Origin of the sequence: Dyadobacter sp. CY343, from assembly GCF_021390335.1 — a bacterium.
Classification (GTDB): domain Bacteria; phylum Bacteroidota; class Bacteroidia; order Cytophagales; family Spirosomataceae; genus Dyadobacter.
In genome coordinates, this window is record NZ_JAJUXK010000004.1 from 432,640 (window position 1) to 450,797 (window position 18,158).

The 18,158-nt window shown below is 45.2% G+C and carries 11 protein-coding genes; 9 read left to right on the top strand and 2 right to left on the bottom strand.

The window, feature by feature from the left end:
• Window positions 1-6: 6 nt before the first annotated feature.
• Window positions 7-1,320, bottom strand: coding sequence for an amidohydrolase (locus LZG94_RS13680; protein WP_409013283.1), 1,314 nt, complete (start codon window positions 1,318-1,320; stop codon window positions 7-9).
• Window positions 1,321-1,744: 424 nt separating this feature from the next.
• Between LZG94_RS13680 and LZG94_RS13685 the strand changes: the two genes are divergently transcribed.
• The 8 genes from LZG94_RS13685 to LZG94_RS13720 all read left to right on the top strand — a co-directional run bounded on the left by LZG94_RS13685 (window position 1,745) and on the right by LZG94_RS13720 (window position 14,861).
• Window positions 1,745-5,020 (top strand): SusC/RagA family TonB-linked outer membrane protein, encoded by a 3,276-nt coding sequence (locus tag LZG94_RS13685; protein ID WP_233792438.1) that lies wholly within the window; start codon window positions 1,745-1,747, stop codon window positions 5,018-5,020.
• Between the two features lie 7 nt (window positions 5,021-5,027).
• A complete protein-coding gene (locus LZG94_RS13690; RefSeq protein WP_233792439.1) occupies window positions 5,028-6,491 on the top strand; it encodes a SusD/RagB family nutrient-binding outer membrane lipoprotein in 1,464 nt (487 codons plus the stop codon).
• A gap of 268 nt (window positions 6,492-6,759) precedes the next feature.
• Window positions 6,760-9,918, top strand: coding sequence for a SusC/RagA family TonB-linked outer membrane protein (locus LZG94_RS13695; protein WP_233792440.1), 3,159 nt, complete (start codon window positions 6,760-6,762; stop codon window positions 9,916-9,918).
• Between the two features lie 12 nt (window positions 9,919-9,930).
• Window positions 9,931-11,505 carry a SusD/RagB family nutrient-binding outer membrane lipoprotein gene (locus LZG94_RS13700; protein WP_233792441.1) on the top strand — a complete coding sequence of 525 codons (1,575 nt, stop codon included), beginning with the start codon at window positions 9,931-9,933 and terminating at the stop codon, window positions 11,503-11,505.
• 8 nt (window positions 11,506-11,513) lie between these two features.
• On the top strand, window positions 11,514-12,482 hold the full coding sequence (locus LZG94_RS13705; RefSeq protein ID WP_233792442.1) for a DUF1735 domain-containing protein: 969 nt from the start codon (window positions 11,514-11,516) through the stop codon (window positions 12,480-12,482).
• A gap of 103 nt (window positions 12,483-12,585) precedes the next feature.
• Window positions 12,586-12,756: a hypothetical protein gene (locus tag LZG94_RS13710; RefSeq protein WP_233792443.1), complete on the top strand. Its 171-nt coding sequence runs from the start codon at window positions 12,586-12,588 to the stop codon at window positions 12,754-12,756.
• Window positions 12,757-12,828: 72 nt separating this feature from the next.
• Window positions 12,829-14,073: a pyridoxal phosphate-dependent aminotransferase gene (locus tag LZG94_RS13715; protein ID WP_233792444.1), complete on the top strand. Its 1,245-nt coding sequence runs from the start codon at window positions 12,829-12,831 to the stop codon at window positions 14,071-14,073.
• Between the two features lie 5 nt (window positions 14,074-14,078).
• Window positions 14,079-14,861: a queuosine precursor transporter gene (locus LZG94_RS13720; protein ID WP_233792445.1), complete on the top strand. Its 783-nt coding sequence runs from the start codon at window positions 14,079-14,081 to the stop codon at window positions 14,859-14,861.
• Window positions 14,862-14,867: 6 nt separating this feature from the next.
• Here the strand turns inward: LZG94_RS13720 and LZG94_RS13725 are convergent, their stop codons facing one another.
• Window positions 14,868-15,629: an RNA methyltransferase gene (locus tag LZG94_RS13725; protein ID WP_233792446.1), complete on the bottom strand. Its 762-nt coding sequence runs from the start codon at window positions 15,627-15,629 to the stop codon at window positions 14,868-14,870.
• On the opposite strand from LZG94_RS13725, the gene LZG94_RS13730 reads away from it, so the two are divergent.
• Entirely contained in the window at window positions 15,620-18,091 is a 2,472-nt protein-coding gene (locus LZG94_RS13730) for a BamA/TamA family outer membrane protein (RefSeq protein ID WP_233792447.1), read from the top strand. The two genes, LZG94_RS13725 and LZG94_RS13730, sit on opposite strands and share 10 nt — an antisense overlap.
• The last annotated feature ends 67 nt before the right edge of the window (window positions 18,092-18,158 follow it).

An 18,158-nucleotide genomic window follows, 5' to 3' on the forward strand; every position in this document is an offset into this window, starting at 1 on the left:
TTCAGTTTATTTTGATTTGGCTTTAGCGCCTGCCATATAATCGGTAGTAAGCCTGGCGAGTGACCTTACACCCAGGACCAGACTGCCTTCATCCAGGAAAAAATCAGGCGTATGATGTGGGGCGGCCTCTTCGGGGTTCTTTCCTTTTGGCATTCCGCCCAGGAAGAAGAACAGTCCCGGTACTTTTTGTTGAAAATAAGAGAAATCTTCCGCTCCGGTTTTGGCCGGGATCAGACTCACATTATCCTTTCCAGCCACATTTTGTAAAGTCCCAATCATTTTCTCGGTCAAAGGAATATCATTCACTGTGACCGGATAAAGTATATCGATCTTCACATCCGCCTTCGCACCGGCGCTTTCGGCTACATTGGTAGCAATATCATTGATCCGCTTGTGAACAAATTTGTGCATTTCTTCATCAAAGGTTCGTATCGTACCTACCATTTTCACGGATTCCGGAATAATATTCTGTCTGATGCCTCCATTGATCATACCGATCGTCACGACGGCCGGCGCTTGCGTCAGGTTCAGGTTACGACTTACAATGGTTTGTAAAGAGTTGATAATTTGCGCCGAAGTAACAATAGGATCCACTCCTGACCACGGATATGCGCCGTGTGTTTGCTTCCCGGTCACATTAATAGTTAAAATATCTACCGCAGCCATTGTCGGGCCCGGCTTATAACCTATTCTACCCACTTCGATCTTTGAATCAATATGTAATCCAAAAACGGCATCTACTTTCGGGTTTTCCAGCACTCCTTCCTTGATCATCAGCTCGGCACCGCCTTCTTCTCCCTCGGGCGCACCTTCCTCAGCCGGCTGGAATATGAACTTAACAGTACCCTGCAGATCATTTTTCATGGAAGACAATACTTCCGCGACGCCCATCAATATAGCCACGTGGGTATCGTGCCCGCAGGCGTGCATAACGCCCGTTTTTTGTCCGTTAAATTCAGCGGTCACGGTAGATTTGAATGGAACATCCACCCGTTCTGTCACAGGAAGTGCGTCCATATCTGCACGGAGCGCCACGACGGGTCCTGGCTTTCCGCCTTTCAGTATTCCTACGACGCCGGTGTGCGCCACGCCCGTTTTCACTTCTATTCCAAGTTGGTTCAGGTGGGCCGCTATCTTTTCGGCTGTTTTAAATTCCCTGTTGCCCAGCTCAGGATTCTGGTGAAAGTCACGCCGCCAGTCCGAAAGCTTCTTTTCGATCGACTGGGCTTTCTGATCGATCCTGGACACAAGGGCTGTTTGCGCAAAGGCGGCCTGTGCAAAGAACAATGGTACCACCACCATCAGTTTGTTTAGTAGCATTCCGGCTGTAAATTTTAAGTAAATATTAAAATAATGCAATCACAGAAGGTGCCTAAAAGCACTTGTTGACTGCCGCAATTTGAACAAATCAGGAAATTTCAATTTAGAAAAATTCTATCATTTCAAAACGTATAGTAAAATGGCGTTAATTATCAAAGTTAAAACTAGTTAAAGGTAATGATACGAAAAAGTTAACAAACAGGGTGTTATGTTAACAATTATATAATCATACCGAGTTTTTTACAGAATTTTCAACATTTACAAAATCGTTAAAAAACCCCGATTTGAATTATAATATTTTCCAAAAACGCATGTGATACCAAACTATATTTTGAAATTTCGCAATAGAATCGTTGTAATGGTTAAACTAATAATTAATTTTGCAACATTGTGTTCACGTAACAAAACTATTCTTTAATCAGGTATGAGGAAGTATCTATTATCCTTACTGGGCTGCATGGTGCTCTTAAGCACGCAATTGTATGCCCAGGATCGCGCCGTGACCGGTAAGGTCACCGCTGAAGACGGCTCAGTGCTGCCGGGTGTTAACATTTCTTTGAAAGGTACTACTCGTGGTACTACATCTGACACTCAGGGCGAGTATTCGATCTCAGCGGCGTCAGGCTCTACTTTAGTGTTTAGCTTTATCGGCTTCCAGTCTCAGGAAATCGAAATAGGTAACCAAACTACGATCAACGTTTCTCTTAAAAACGACGTAAGCCAGTTACAGGAAGTGGTGGTAACCGCCCTTGGCCAGGAGAGAAAGAGAAATGAGCTCGTATATGCTGCTCAGCAAGTAAATGCAGAGCAAATCACGCAGGCACGTAACCCGAGTGTAATGAATGCACTTGCAGGTAAGGTGGCTGGTTTGGACATTAAGACCAACAACAACATGGGTGGATCTACAAGCGCGGTTATCCGTGGTTTCAAATCCATCACAGGTAACAACCAGGCACTGTGGGTTATTGATGGTGTGCCGGTTTCAAATGCAAATACCAATACCTCGGATCAGCAAACTGGTCGTGCGGGAACTGACTACGGTAATGCTGCTGCGGATATTAACCCAGACAACATTGCTTCGGTGAACGTTTTGAAAGGTGCTGCCGCTACTGCATTGTACGGTTCACGTGCGTCAAACGGTGTGATTTTGATCACGACCAAGCAAGGCCGCAAAAACAGCTTCGACGTAACAGTAAACAGTGGTGTTACCTGGGGTAAGATCGACAAATCGACTTTTGTAAAATACCAGAAAGAATACGGTGCAGGTTACGATGGTGACCGTGCAAAAACCCGTTTCTATCGTGGAAACCTGGGATCCGGTGAAGGCAATATTACGCTTTTCGATGCGGATGCTTCTTTCGGTCCTAAATTCGATCCTTCTGTGATGGTTTATCAGTGGGATGCATTGGATCCAAGCTCTCCTAACTATCAAAAAATGACTCCTTGGGTTGCAGCTGCAAACGGACCTGATGCATTTTATGAAACGGGCGTTAACTCTAACCAGAGTGTAAGCATCACCGGTGGAGGTGAAAACACAACTTTCAAAGTTGGTTATACAAGAAATGATGAAAAAGGCGTGCTTCCAAACAGTAAACTGGGCAAAAACCTTTTCAACTTCTCAGCTTCTTTTGATTTGTCTAAGAAACTGACTGTTCAGGCTAACGCTAACTACTCGCAAATTAAAGGTCTTGGTCGCTACGGAACTGGTTATGATGGTAAAAACCCTAACCAACAGTTCAGACAGTGGTTCCAAACTAACGTGGATCTGTTGGAACAAAAAGATGCTTATTTCAGAAACGAACAAAACGTAACCTGGAACTGGGCAAGCCCGACAAGACGTTTCGAGAACAATGGACCTATCTACTCTGAGAACCCATATTACTCTCGCTACCAAAACTACTCGAACGACACACGTGATAACTTCTTCGGTTATGCACAGGCGATCTACAAACTTGCTCCGTGGGTGGATGTAACAGGTCGTTTCGCTTACAATGGAACGCAGGATTTTCAGGAAGAAAGAATTGCATTCAACAGTTCTAGTCCGGCAGAATACAGCCGTTACAACAGAGGTTTCAACGAAACCAACCTGGATGTTATCGTTAATTTCCGCAAGGCGATCACAAAAGACATCAATTTCTCAGGTTTGGCAGGTGGAAGCATGCGCAGATCAAAACTGAATGCGATCAGAGCGAAAACGAATGGCGGTATGGTTGTACCGGGACTTTACTCCCTGCTTAACTCTATCAACCCAATCGAAGCTCCGTCAGAAACCTATCAGCGTATTGGTGTAGACGGTATTTATGCACAAGCTTCATTTGGTTACAAAGATCTGGTTAACCTTGACCTTACAGCAAGACAAGACAAATCTTCGACGCTTCCAAAAGACAACAACACTTACTTCTATCCTGCGATTGGAGCCAACTTCAACTTCTCAAACCTTCCAGGCTTGAAAGCGGATTGGTTGACAATGGGTAAGTTGAGCGCTAACTACGCTGAGGTTGGTAATGACGCACCTTGGGGAAGTACTTTGGATGTGTATGACAAACCTACGGGTATTGGATCAACTCCATACTTTACATTGCGTAACACGAAAAACAATCCTAATCTGAGATCTGAGCGTACAAAAAGCTACGAATTTGGATTGGAAACTGCGTTCCTGCAAGACCGCGTAGGTTTTAACTTCACTTACTACCGCTCACAAACGCTTGATCAGATCCTTCCGGTATCTATTTCAGCTGCAACCGGATTTGCCTTTAAGTATATCAACTCAGGAGAAGTACAAAACAAGGGTATCGAGATTTCTGCTTACGTAACTCCGGTAAGAACTGGTGACTTCTCGTGGACAGTGAGCGCAAACTTCGCGCGTAACAGAAACAAGGTTATCAGCCTGTATGAAGACGTGAAAAACGTTCCGGTAGCCAGCTTGCAAGGTGGTGTTTCCCTGAATGCTGCTGTTGGACAACCTTTTGGTATCATCCGCGGTACTGACTTCGAATACCATGAAAATGGCCAGAAAATTGTTCGCTCGAATGGTACTTATGCAGCGACAGCAGCTTCTGACAAAATCATTGGTAACCCTAACCCGGACTGGATCGGTGGTATCACCAACAATCTGAAGTACAAATCGTTGACTTTAAACTTCCTGCTTGATATTCGTCACGGTGGAGATGTTTGGTCACTGGATCAATGGTATGGAGAAGGAACAGGTATGTACCCTATTACTGCTGGTCTGAACGAATTGGGTAACCCAAAAAGAGACCCTGCCTACAACTATGATGCTGACGGCAAAAAATTGGGTCTGACTGACAAGCCAGGCGGTGTATTGTTCCCTGGTGTTAAAGCTGACGGAACTCCGAACGATGTAAGAGCTGAAAACTCTGATGGTAACGGAAACACAGCTTACGGTTACCCAACCAACCCTCCACGTGCGATGTACATTTACGACGCGAGCTATATCAAATTGAGAGAAGTTGCGTTGACATATTCATTGCCACAGAATTTCGTTTCAAAACTCCGCGCATTCAAAGGAATTGATGTTTCTGTGATCGGTCGTAACCTTTGGATCATCCACAAAAACATGGATTTCCAGGATCCGGAAGAAGGCTTGGGTTCAGGATTGCTGAACGGTGCTGGTGGATACCAAAGCGGTGCATACCCTGCGGTTAGAAGTTATGGTTTCAATGTTAAATTCCGTTTATAAAAATTATATGAAAAGATTAATCATTTTCTTTCTTCCGATACTGCTGATGACGGCCTGCGTCGACAGCCTGGACGATTACAATGTGGATGCGAAGCGTCCGTCGGCAGTGCCCCCGGTGACTTTGTTCTCAAATGCTTTGAAAGGGCTTGCTGATACATTGACCAGCCCTAACGTAAACGTTAACAACTACCGTTTGTACGTACAACAGTGGGCAACAACCACTTATCTGGATGAGCCCCGTTACAATGTAACTGCACGTACAGTTCCTCAGGCTTTTTGGCAGGGACTTTACAAAGGTGTTATTTCTGATTTGAATGAAGCCCGCAGATTGCTGAACGAAGATGAATTCATTGTTCCTGCTAACAGAGACGTGCAATTGGCGCAGATCGAAGTGGTGGAAGTAATGGCCTGGGCTGCATTGGTGAATACATTCGGAAATATTCCTTACTCGGAAGCATTGAATCCCGACAACGTTTTGCCAAAGTATGACGACGCGAAAACAGTTTACGACGCACTACTTGTTCGTTTGGATGCGGTTATTCCTAAGTTTAGCACAAATGGCGTACCTTTTCAGAACGGCGACCTGCTTTATGAAGGTGACCTGACTCAGTGGGCTAAATTTGCAAATTCACTTAAACTGAAAATGGCGATGGTCATTGCTGACAGTGACCCTGCAAAAGCGAAACAGCTGGTAGCAGAAGCCGCACCGAAAGCATTTACTTCGAACAATGACAATGCAGCTTTCCCATATATCGGAACTCCTCCGAACTACAATGTGATCGCGCAAAACCTAAATCCGCTGTATTCCAGCCGCCAGGATTTTGTAGCTTCTGCAACGATTGTTAATCCATTGAAAGAGCTGAAAGACCCAAGACTTCCCGCATTCTTCACTCCGAACGAAGCAGGTGAATTTGTAGGTGGTGCTTACGGATTTTCAAATACATATTCTGCATTCTCTCACGTAGGTGATAACGTCATCGAGCCGGACCTGGAAGGTTTGTTGCTGGATTATTCAGAAGTTGAGTTCCTGCGTGCAGAAGCTGTTGAAAGAGGTTTTATCGCCGGTTCAGCTGCTGAGCATTACAACAAAGGCGTTGGCGCTTCGATCGAATACTGGCTCGGCAATATCGGCCAGCCTGCTGCCGCGATCACAGCTGCAACCAATGCATACCTCGCACAGCCGAAAGTAGCTTACGCAACCGCGTCGACTAACTGGAAAGAGAAAATCGGTTTCCAGAAGTGGCTTGCACTTTACAACAGAGGATGGGAAGCCTGGGTTGAATGGAGAAGATTAGACTTCCCGAAATTGCTTCCGCCAACTGGTGGTAATGCTCCTGCAGGACTTGCTATTCCTGTTCGGATGATCTACCCGATTAACGAGCAAACGCTGAACGGCACAAACCGCGAAGCTGCCGCAAGTGCAATCGGAGGCGACGTGGTAACTACCAAATTGTGGTGGGATAAGTTCTGATCACATCTTATAGTATAATGCAAAAGGCGGGCTTCGGTCCGCCTTTTTGTATTATCAGTAAAATACAATTTATCCAACATTAGGAGTAACCGTAAATTGACAAATCTATTTCACAGATAATTTTGACAAAAACCCTTTTTACGTGCTATTTAACAGTATATGATCCCTTCCGTCTAAAGATTATTTCGAAATAAGTGAATATGCTGTTGTAATTGTCAGGACAAACATTATTTTTACAGTCTTATTATTCTATAACAAACCTAACTTAATGAAAAAATTTCTACTGCCCTTCCTGGGAGGCTTGCTACTGCTTTGCAGTCAGGTGTACGCTCAGAGCAGAGAGGTGACCGGGACGGTTACTTCCAAAGACGACGGGTCATTTTTACCCGGAGTTTCTATCAGGGTCGCCGGTACCAACACCGGAACGCTTACCAATGACAAAGGCGAATACAGCATTAATGCGCGCCCGGGTCAATCCCTTATTTTCTCGTTCGTCGGTTTTCTGAATCAGGAGTTGAAAGCTCCGGCTTCCGGTAATCTCGATGTTGTGTTGACATTGGACGAACTTGCATTGAATGAAGTCGTGATCACAGCGGGTGGTCTTACCGCCCAGCGACGCGAGCTGGGAAACCAGTCAACTACGGTAAAAGCGCAGGACATTGTACAGGGCAAGCCGATCAGTGTCGCAGCCAGCTTGGCGGGCCGAGTACCTGGTTTACTTGTAATGGGTGTAAGCTCCGGCGTCAATCCGAATTACCGTTTGGTACTTCGCGGTAACCGCTCGCTAACTGGTAACAACCAGGCGCTGGTTGTAATCGACAACATTATCTCAACCAATGACATTCTTGGAAACTTGAATCCGGAAGACATTGAAGATATCCAGGTTTTGAATGGTGCAGGTGCAGCCGCATTATACGGTTCTGACGCTTCCAACGGTGCACTTATTGTTACTACTAAGAAAGGTAAGTCGGGTGTGACGCAGTTCCGTGTTTCAAACACAACAACAATTGAGAAAGTAAGTTTTCTCCCTCAGCTTCAGAGAGGTTTTGGTTCAGGAACTACGCCGGACGATGTACCAAGCTACACGCCTTACGAAAACCAGCAATATGGCCCGGCGTTTGACGGATCAATGGTTGAGATTGGTAAACCTTTGCAGGATGGATCTATTCAGACTGTCCCCTACTCTGCACAAAATTTCCGCGAGGATTTCTGGAATACGGGCGTAGCAAACCAGACGGACCTTAGTGTTACTTCCGGAGACGAAAAAGGTACATTCTACCTTTCAGCACAGTATTTTGATCAAAAATCTACTGTACCTTACGATGCTTACAAAAGGTACAGCGTGAGGGCGAACATTGTTCGTCACATCTATAAAAACCTGACAGCTTCGTTCAACACGAACTTCATTGCCAACCGTACCAATCAAAGCAGCGCGACAGGCGGAGCTTACCAAAACCTGCTGATGTCACCATCGCACGTGGACGTAACGAAGTATGAAGACTGGCAGAATAATCCCTTCGCCAACCCGAACGGGTATTTCAACGAATATTTCCAGAATCCATATTTCACATTATCGAACAACCGTTGGGACGCACGTAATGATTATTTGCAGGGAAATATGGAGTTGAAGTGGAATCCGATTCAACCTTTGACCTTCACATACCGTGTCGGGATGAGCGGCCGCAACCTTTCTGGAAAGGTGTATACAGGTAAATTCACTTATTCAGATTACACCAAAGGCATTTCGGGAAGTTCTAAAACGGACATTCCAGGTTCAGTTGTAGATTACGCGGGTTATACAACCCAGCTTGTCAACGACTTTCTTGCTGAATTCAAAACCAACCTTACTCCTTCTTTCAACCTGAATGTGGCGGTTGGAACCACTGTTCGTGAAAACGCAACGAAAGCAATTGGTATTAATGCAAACGGACTTGTAATCGACGGGCTTTACAATGTTGGAAACAGCCTTAACAACCCCGGTGCAAACGAAGGAAGTTACAAAGCGCGTCAGATTGGTGTTTACGGAGAAGCCCGGCTTGGGTTCAAGGAATTCCTTTACCTGCACGTAACAGCAAGGAATGACTGGCGTTCGATTCTTGCAAAAGAAAACAGATCGTTCTTCTATCCGTCTGCTGACATTTCCTTCATTGCCAGCGATGCTATACCTGCCCTGAAAAACTCGGACTTTCTTGAAAGTTTGAAAATCCGGGGAGGCTATTCGCAGGTCGGACAGGTTAACCTTGCAAACACAGGCGCATTTGGCCCCATTCCATTGAGTAATCTGGGCGCCTATGCATTGAGCAGCACCTTCTCGCAAGGCAGCAATTACCCTTATTCAAGCGGTGCCGGTTTTACATTGGACAACACCCTTGTTTCGGCTAATTTGAAACCAGAGATTACAACAGGTGTTGAAGCAGGAATTGATTTTGAGTTCCGCCCCTGGGATATTGGTGGTGGTGTAACCTATTATAAAACCAATACAGTTGATCAGACTATCACGGTTTTGATCCCGAACTCTACGGGTTACAACTCATTGAGAACAAACATTGGTGAGGTGGAAAACAAAGGGATTGAAGCTACCCTGCGCATCACTCCGATCAAAGCTGATAACGGACTTGAAGTTTCACTTGGTGCCAACTACACTTATAACAGCAACAAGGTGATTTCACTGTCAGATCAATCGAACGAACTGAGCTTGTCAACTTCCGGAACTGCTGCACGTGTACTCGCAAAAGTAGGCTCTCCTTTTCCTCTGCTTCAGGTCACCAAATACAACCGTGATCCTGAGGGCAGAATCGTCGTTGATCCTAAAACAGGGTATCCCTCGACAAATGGTTCGTTCCATGATGTAGGCATTACCAACCCGCCGCATATCCTGGGTTTGAATGGATCTATTGAATTCAAAAAAAGTTTGAGATTCAATATATTGTTTGAGTACCGCAATGGACATTATATCTACAACGCGATCTCAACAGGCTATGATTTCTCCGGGGCCGGTATCCGTACAGCCTGGTTCAACAGAGATCGCTTTGTTATTCCAAATTCTTCATACATGAATGCAGAAGGAGATTATGTAGCAAATACCAACATTGCAGTGAGAAGCGGCGGTGCTGATTTCTGGACTGATGGAACGAGAAATACCAACATCGGCGAAAACTACGCCAACTCAGCAGGTTTCTGGAAGTTGCGCGAAGCATCGGTGAGCTATGAAATTCCTTCATCTATCCTGTCTGCAACGAAAGTTATCAAAGGAGCAAACATCAGTGTTCAGGGAAGAAACCTGTTCATCTGGGTTCCTAAGTCAAACCTTTACACTGACCCTGAGTATAGCGCGAATGGTGCTGATAGCAATGCGGTAGGATTTACAACACTTGGACAAACTCCTCCTGCACGGTATTTCGGAGGCACATTATCATTAACATTCTAATTCAAACTAATAATGAAAAGATATAACATCAGTTGGATGCTGGCGCTGCTTATTACGGCCCTGTCATCTTGTAGTGATTATCTCGATATCAATACAAACCCTAACAGTGCAACAGAGGCGGATGCATTGCTAGTACTGCCACAGGCGATCGTAGCATCTGCTGCGGTGAGCAACCAGTTTAATAACTACGGCCTGCATTTTGGAGGCTATATGGCCAACGCCGGCGGCTTTTCAGGTTTTGGTAACCTGTTTAACTATCAGTTGGTGCCGGGAGATTACAATGGGCTTTGGGTAAATACTTACGACAATTTGAACGATTATAAATATGTACTCGACCAGACCCAGGGCCAAGATGAACTGGCTTATGCAAATGCGGCAGCGAGAATTATGACTGCATTGAACTATCAGAAGCTGGTTGACGCATTCGGTGACGTACCATACACAGAAGCATTGAAAAACAATGCAAACCTGACACCCAAGTACGACGACGCAGCTACAATCTACCAGGACCTGGTAGTGAAACTGGATTCTGCTATTACGATTATTGACGGTGCTGAATTTCCAAAATCGCTGAACTCCTCGTCTGACCCAATGTTTGGCGGCGATATGAACAACTGGAAGAAGCTTGCAAATACTTTAAAACTGAAAATGCTAATCCGCGTTTCAGGTGTTGCTGCACTGTCTTCCTTCGTTACTACGAACTTCGCGGCACTGGACAAAGAGCTGGGATTTCTTACTGACGACGCGATTGTAAACCCTGGTTACGTAAAAGACAGACCGAATCCAAGATGGAATTCATGGGGTTATTTTACTACCGGTGAGCTTTCGAACACCTCACGTATTCCTACCGAATTTGCTTATGGTTTTTATAAAGGCCAGAAACTCACTGACAACGGCAGAGGTTCCGTAATCTATAAGAACTTTGCAACAGGTACTCCTGTCAATCAACTTGGCGACGAAGTAGATGCACCAACGATCGTCACCAATTATTCTACCTGGTATACGGGAACATATAGCAGCGCGACCAGCATCAGCAATGCATTGGGTGTTTTGAAAGGGCCTAGCCAGGGCCAGGTGATCATGCTACTTGCAGAATCTGAATTTCTTCAGGCAGAGGCTAAGTTGAAAGCGTTCATCCCGGGAGACTACACTGCAAACTTTGATGCGGGTATCACAGCTTCATATCGTTACTTGTATAAAGATGTGACTAACCTTGTATCATCGACGAAGGATGTTGCTGCTGACGTGGCTGCCTACAAAGCAGATAACCCGGAAAGCTATCTTGTCAACATCAAGCTGGCTACTACACCTGCACAACGGCTGGAAGCGATCATTACGCAAAAGTGGATTGCAGTCAATATGATCAACTCGGAAGAGGGCTACAACGAATTCAGGAGAACCGGCTACCCGGCAACTTCGCCAACCGGTAACGGATTTCAGAACATCGCTTCTCTGCTGTCTACCTCAACGCGCGCTGACAAGCTTCCTTCAAGGATTTTGTATCCATCTTCGGAGCAATCGTATAACGCTGGCAATTACAGAACGATCAATCAATTCACTGACCTTATTTTCTGGGATCCTAATTAATTAGCAATATGAAATTTTCAATAAAAATAGCCAGTCTGGTCCTGATAGCGGCGGCGTTTTCCTCCTGCTTGAAGGATGATATTACATTGGATCCGGACAAATCGACCAATGTGGTGGAATTCAAAAATCCGTCGAGTTTTGTGTCCCCCAGCGGAAGTACATATTCTCTGTATACCAGGGCATTTGATCTCGCCGACGAAAGTGAGTATCCGATCACTGTTAGTTATTCGGGTGCAGATGTTGCGCCTAATGATATAACCGTAAACCTTGGAATAGATACATCAGCACTTAGTCAATATAACGAGGAGCAGCACACCGAGTATGATCTAATTGAGCCAGCCGTTTATACAATGCCGACCTCTGTTGTGATCCCGAAAGGCCAGCGCACAGCTACTGTGACATTGAAAGTGATGCCCAACAAATTTGATTTCGAAAAGAGCTACGTGCTGCCGATTCAAATTCAGTCTGTGTCTTCCGGCGTAGTTAGCGGTAATTTTGGGACCATTCTTTTGAGTGTAAATGCTAAGAACAAGTATGACGGAGTTTACACTGTCACTAGCAAAATGGTAGACTATACCAATCCTGCATTTATCAGTATGTCGGAGCATGGAGATGCGCTTGAATATACTTTGGAGACTATTTCTGCTACTGAGTGTGTTGTAGTGGATTACATCTACTGGGGTTCTCCATTCATCCCGTTTTGGACTGGAACAGGCGTGAGCGGATATGGTTCTTTCGCGCCGGTTGTGAAGTTTGATCCTGCGACTGATAAAATAGTAAGTGTTTCTAATTACTATGGACAACCTGCCGGGAATACGAGGTCAGGTCAGCTTGATCCTACGGGCAAAAACGTATACGATGCGGCTGCTAAAAAAATAGAAATCAGTTATCGGATGATCCAGCCTAGCACGGTAGCTGCTCCGCCTCACATTCGCGCCAGCTGGGTAGATACATGGACGTTTAAAGCGCCAAGATAATTTTAACTTCCTCAAGTAATTTTTAAAAGCCGGCCAATTGGTCGGCTTTTATTATATTACAGCTCCTATTCTCTTATCTACCTTTCAATCAATCGTATAAACTATGAAAACGTATCTTACGGTCTTTCGGATTTTGTCAATGATCTTACTTGTGGGACTGATTGCTGTGCTGGTCTTGTTTCGGATCCAGAATTGGGAAATCAGTCCGGTCTTCTATGGAGTGACGGGATTTCTATTGATGTCAGTGATTATCGACAGCCTTAGAAACCGATAGGCAAATCCCGCTCAGGATCGTCTGTTTGACATATTTGCTTAACTTTGAAAAAACCGACCGAACAATAAAGTAATGGAATTCCTCAAAAGCCAGCGCCTCAACAATCTTAAATATGAAATTCGTGGCGCTACTTACCAAAAAGCGCTGGAGCTTGAAAGTCAGGGTTATAAAATACATAATCTGAATATCGGCAACCCCGCGCCTTTTGGTTTCGATTCACCCGACGAGATCGTACACGATATCATCATGAATATGCGCAATGCGCAGGGTTATTCGGACTCGAGAGGACTTTTTGCCGCGAGAAAAGCGGTGATGCATTACACACAAACGATCGGTATTCAGGATGTGGAGATCAATGATATCTTCATTGGAAACGGCGTAAGTGAGCTGATCCTGCTTTCAATGCAGGCGCTGCTCAATCCGGGAGACGAAATCCTTGTCCCTTCGCCAGATTACCCGCTCTGGACCGCGTCAATCGCTTTGAGCGGCGGTACTCCCGTGCACTATGTGTGCGACGAAGCCGCTGACTGGAATCCGGATCTGGACGATCTTGAAAAGAAAATCACTTCCCGTACCAAAGGAATTGTTTTAATAAACCCAAATAACCCTACCGGCGCGGTATACGAAAAAGACGTATTGATACGCATTGCCAAAATCGCCGAGGAGCACGGTCTTATCATATTCTCTGACGAGATTTATGATAAGATACTTTACGATGGGGCCGTACATTACCCAATGGGCTCACTCGTGACCGACACTTTGTGCGTAAGCTACGGCGGGCTTTCCAAAAACTACCGCTCGGCTGGTTTTCGTGGCGGCTGGATGATTCTGAGCGGCGCGAAACACAAAGCAAAATCTTATTCAGAAGGTTTGCTGTTGCTGGCCAGCATGCGGCTTTGTGCCAATGTACCCACACAATATGCGATCCAAACTGCATTAGGGGGTTATCAGAGTGTCAAAGAGCTGGTTGCTCCTACCGGGCGTTTGTACAAGCAAATGAATCTGATCTACGACCGGCTCGTTTCCATTCCAGGTATTTCCTGCGTGAAACCGAAAGGTTCGCTGTATGTTTTTCCAAAAATTGATCTGAAAAAATTCGGTCTTAAAAACGATGAGAAGTTCGTTTACGACCTGCTGAGCGACCAGAAAGTATTGGTAGTGGCCGGGACCGGGTTCAACTACATTTCAGACGATCATTTCCGCATCGTTTTTCTGCCAACTGTCGACGAGCTGAACCAGGCGGCAGATAAGCTGGAATTCTTCCTTGAAAACCGACGGGTATTGTCGACGCGCACCGTAGAAGATATGATCGTTTAGCGGCTATGCAGGACTCTACGATTCAGGAAGCGAAAAAGCAGAAACTGTTTCTCGTGCTTTGCGGCATATTCCTGACCAACGCATTGATCGCAGAAATAACCGGCGGCAAAATCTTTTCGGTAGAAGGATTGTTGGGAATTCCGCCAGCGAATCTGCTCATAGGCGGTCAGCGGCTGGATTTCAATATGACCGCAGGCGTTGTAAACTGGCCGGTCGTATTTATCACTTCGGATATTATCAATGAGTATTTCGGCAAAAAAGGGGTCAAAAGAATATCCTACCTTACAGCCGCGCTGATCGTTTACACTTTCATCACCATATTCGCCGCTACCAAGCTTCCACCGGCACAATTCTGGCTGGATCTGAACAATACCGATTCTTTGGGTAATGTGTTCAATATCAATGACGCATTTGCCAAAATTTTCAATCAGGGGCTCGGGATTATGATCGGCTCGATCACCGCATTTTTACTTGGGCAGCTATTGGATGTATTTGTTTTCAGCTGGCTGCGCAGGAAAACGGGTAACCGTTTCATCTGGCTCAGGGCAACAGGCTCGACGATGTTTTCGCAGCTGGTCGACAGCTTTATCGTGATCACAATTGCTTTTTATGTGTTCGGCAACTGGGACTTGAAGCAGGTATTTTCGGTGGGTTCTATCAATTATTTATACAAAGCGGCAGTCGCAATATTACTGACACCAGTATTGTACATTGCTCATTATCTTATTGATAATTATCTAGGCAAAGAATATGCGGAAGAATTATCGCACCGCGCAGCCCACGAATAGAGACCTTTATTTACCCGAAATCTGACGGGACATATTATCCAGAATAATAGCAGTAGCAATGCCGGCATTCAGCGATTCGGCCTCTCCTATTCTTGGAATTGTGATTTTGGCGGTAACAAATTTCTCAACTTCCGGGCTGATTCCATTCGATTCATTTCCCATAATTATAAAACCGCCGGTTGCAGGAAACTGGAATTCGTAAAGTGACTCTCCGCCTAAAAAAGCGCCTGCCACAGATTTCCCGGCAGCCTGATCGGCAAGGTAAGTGGTGAGGTCGGTGTAAAAATGCTGGACGCGGGTAAATGAACCTTTGCTCGCGGCGATTACTTTGGGGTTGTAGAAATCGGTGGTATCTTCTGAACAAACGATCTTTTGAATGCCGTACCAATCTGCCACCCTGACGATCGTACCGAGGTTTCCAGGGTCGCGGATATCGTCCAGAACCAATACAAATTCAGGTTCCTGGTAAGACAAAAATTCGTTTTCCTTCGTTCTAGCAACTGCCAGACAAGAATCGTTGGTTTGAAATGAACCCAATCCTTCCAGTTCCTGTGCAGTTACCGTTTCTGCTTCGGCGCTATTGCGGGATAAAATAGTTGAGTATTTTTGCTGAAATTCCTGTGTCGCCAATACAAACTCAATTTCATAGTCAGAATCCAGCAGCTCTAAAACACTTTTGGCGCCCTCGACGATAAAAGCTTGACTCAACTGCCTGTATTTCTTTACTTTAAGCGAGTTTATATACTTAATACGATTTTTTGAAAGCATTGAATATCAATTGTAGGGTTACATACAGCTTGCTCATTTTCCTTGTTTTCACAGGATTGTTGTCCTGCGCACCTAAGTCCTCCCCAAACAAAGATTATTACCTGGGTACTTCTTCCATCAAAGGCAACCGCATTGTGAACGATGCGGAACTGGACGGGTTGATTCCTCAAAAACCAAACCGGAGATTACTCGGGCTCCCTGTTTTTCCTTACGTCGGCCTCTACCGCTTCGGCGAGATTTTCTATAACCGCGAAGAAAGGCAGCGCAAGGTGATCGAGGTGACGCAAAATTATCAGAAAGAATCCCGTATCCACGAAAACGACCCCAAAAAGCTGGGCAAAATTCAGCGCCGCTATGCCAAAAAACTCGAAAAAGCGCAGGTAAGAGCCACACAAGGCAACTTCTGGATGCGGGTTCTGGGCGAAATGCCTGTTTATTATCAGCTGGACGAAGTGGTTCAAAATGCAGAAAAGATGCAGCGGTACCTGTATAACAATGGATTTTTTGAGGCAAAAGTCGGTTTCAAACCGGATACCATTTTCAACCGGATCCGGGTTAATTATCTCGTCACGGAAAATAAGCCGACCATTATCCGTGACGTATACTACCAGGTAAAAAACTACTTCGCCGATAGTATTATTACTGCAAATTCGAAAACCGCCACATTGATCGGAAAGAAAAGGTATGATGGAGACGCGTTTGAGGAAGAGCGTATCCGGATCGAAACCTTGCTCCGGAACCAGGGTTACATGGGGTTTTCGAGGCAAAATGTCTCGTATCTGGTCAACGATACGATTACCAATGCATTGACAGACAGCAGCTTCAAGTCAGTTGATGTCAATGTAAATGTTGAAATGCCCGTCAAAGACAACAAGGGTGTGCGGTACAAGATCAATTCGGTTCAATTTGAAGTATTGCCGCCTGTGGGCATTCCTGATTCACTTTTTGCACGAGATACCAGCACTTTTAATGGTATCCGGTATTCTTTTGTGGATAAAAAGTTCTCAAGAAAAATCCTTGATAGCAAGATCCAGGTCAGGCCAGGAGATTATTACAGTCAGGATAAAGAGCGCGGAACCCAGCAGCAACTATCCCTAACCGACCAGTTTGACTTTGTGAATTACAGTTATACACTCGATTCTTCCGGGGCGGGTATCAATAGTTATTTCAAAGTGATCCCGCTTGAAAAATACCAGATCTCCACGGATGTCGGATTGAATGTAATACAGCTGCAAGGCGCCCCTGGACCGTTTGCAAGTTTGTCTTACAAGATCCGGAATGTGTTCAACGGACTCGAAAACTTTGAAGCCAACCTCCGCGGAGGTATTGAGCTGGTACCCGGCTTTTTAGGAGATCAGGATATTTATCGGAGTGAAGAAATTGGTTTGAATACCTCTTTGATATTCCCCAGGCTGCTCACTCCTGGCAATTTTTTACAGCGCCGCACAGCTAAATATAATCCGCGGACGCAAGTCGGGGTGGGTTACAATTATGTCAACCGGCCGGAATATACTCGGACCAATCTGAAAATGGCGATGACCTATTCCTGGCAACCTACGAGTAAAACGCTATTCAATGTTTCCCTTGTTGATCTTAATATTTTGAACACACAAAATATCCGCCCGGATTTTCAAGATCTGCTCAAATTTTTGTCCGATTCGCTGGGTAATAACTTGGGAAACAGCTTCAACAAATCGTTCGTATCTGACATTAACGTCAATTTTGTATACAACACAAATGCACTGATCGGTCCGCAGAAAAAGGCCAGCTATTTCAGGGTTGCATTGGAATCGGGAGGGACCTCGCTGAATATACTGCCAAGGCAGCAAGAGCTGATTAACAGTGTTTTTAAAGACTTGCAATTTTATAAATACCTGCGCTGGAATGCAGATTACCGCCGCTATTGGCCTGTTGGGAAGAAGTCAGCATTTGTTGCAAGGGTCAATAGCGGGATGATTTACAGCTACGGAGACACAAAAGTGCCGCCTTATGAAAAATACTTTTTTGCAGGCGGCTCAAACAGTTTACGCGCCTGGCTACCACGCAGGCTGGGTCCGGGCTCTTCGCCTCCCCGGAAAACTTTCAACAATCTTACGATTGAATCGCCCGGTGAATTCCTGCTCGAAGGTAATTTAGAATGGCGCGGATACCTTGCTAATTTCTTCGGCGATCTCAACTATGCACTTTTCCTGGATGCCGGGAATGTGTGGAATTTAAGCAGTACCTCGGACGTGTCCCAGAGATCCCCGACTACAAGTTTCGTGCGTCAAATTGCAGTAGGTACCGGATTTGGCATCAGGTATGATCTCTCCTTTTTCATTCTGCGATTTGACTTTGGTGTCAAAGTCTACGATCCTGCTGTACAGAAGTTTGTGCTGGACGAACTCCAATTTAAAAGGCTATTCGACAGATCCCAATCCAATTTCTTAAATATCAATCTGGGTGTAGGTTACCCTTTCTGATTTTGGTTTGAGCGGTTCGTTTCCATGACAGTTTGTCAGTTTTTCTTCGATTTCTTCCTATATTTGT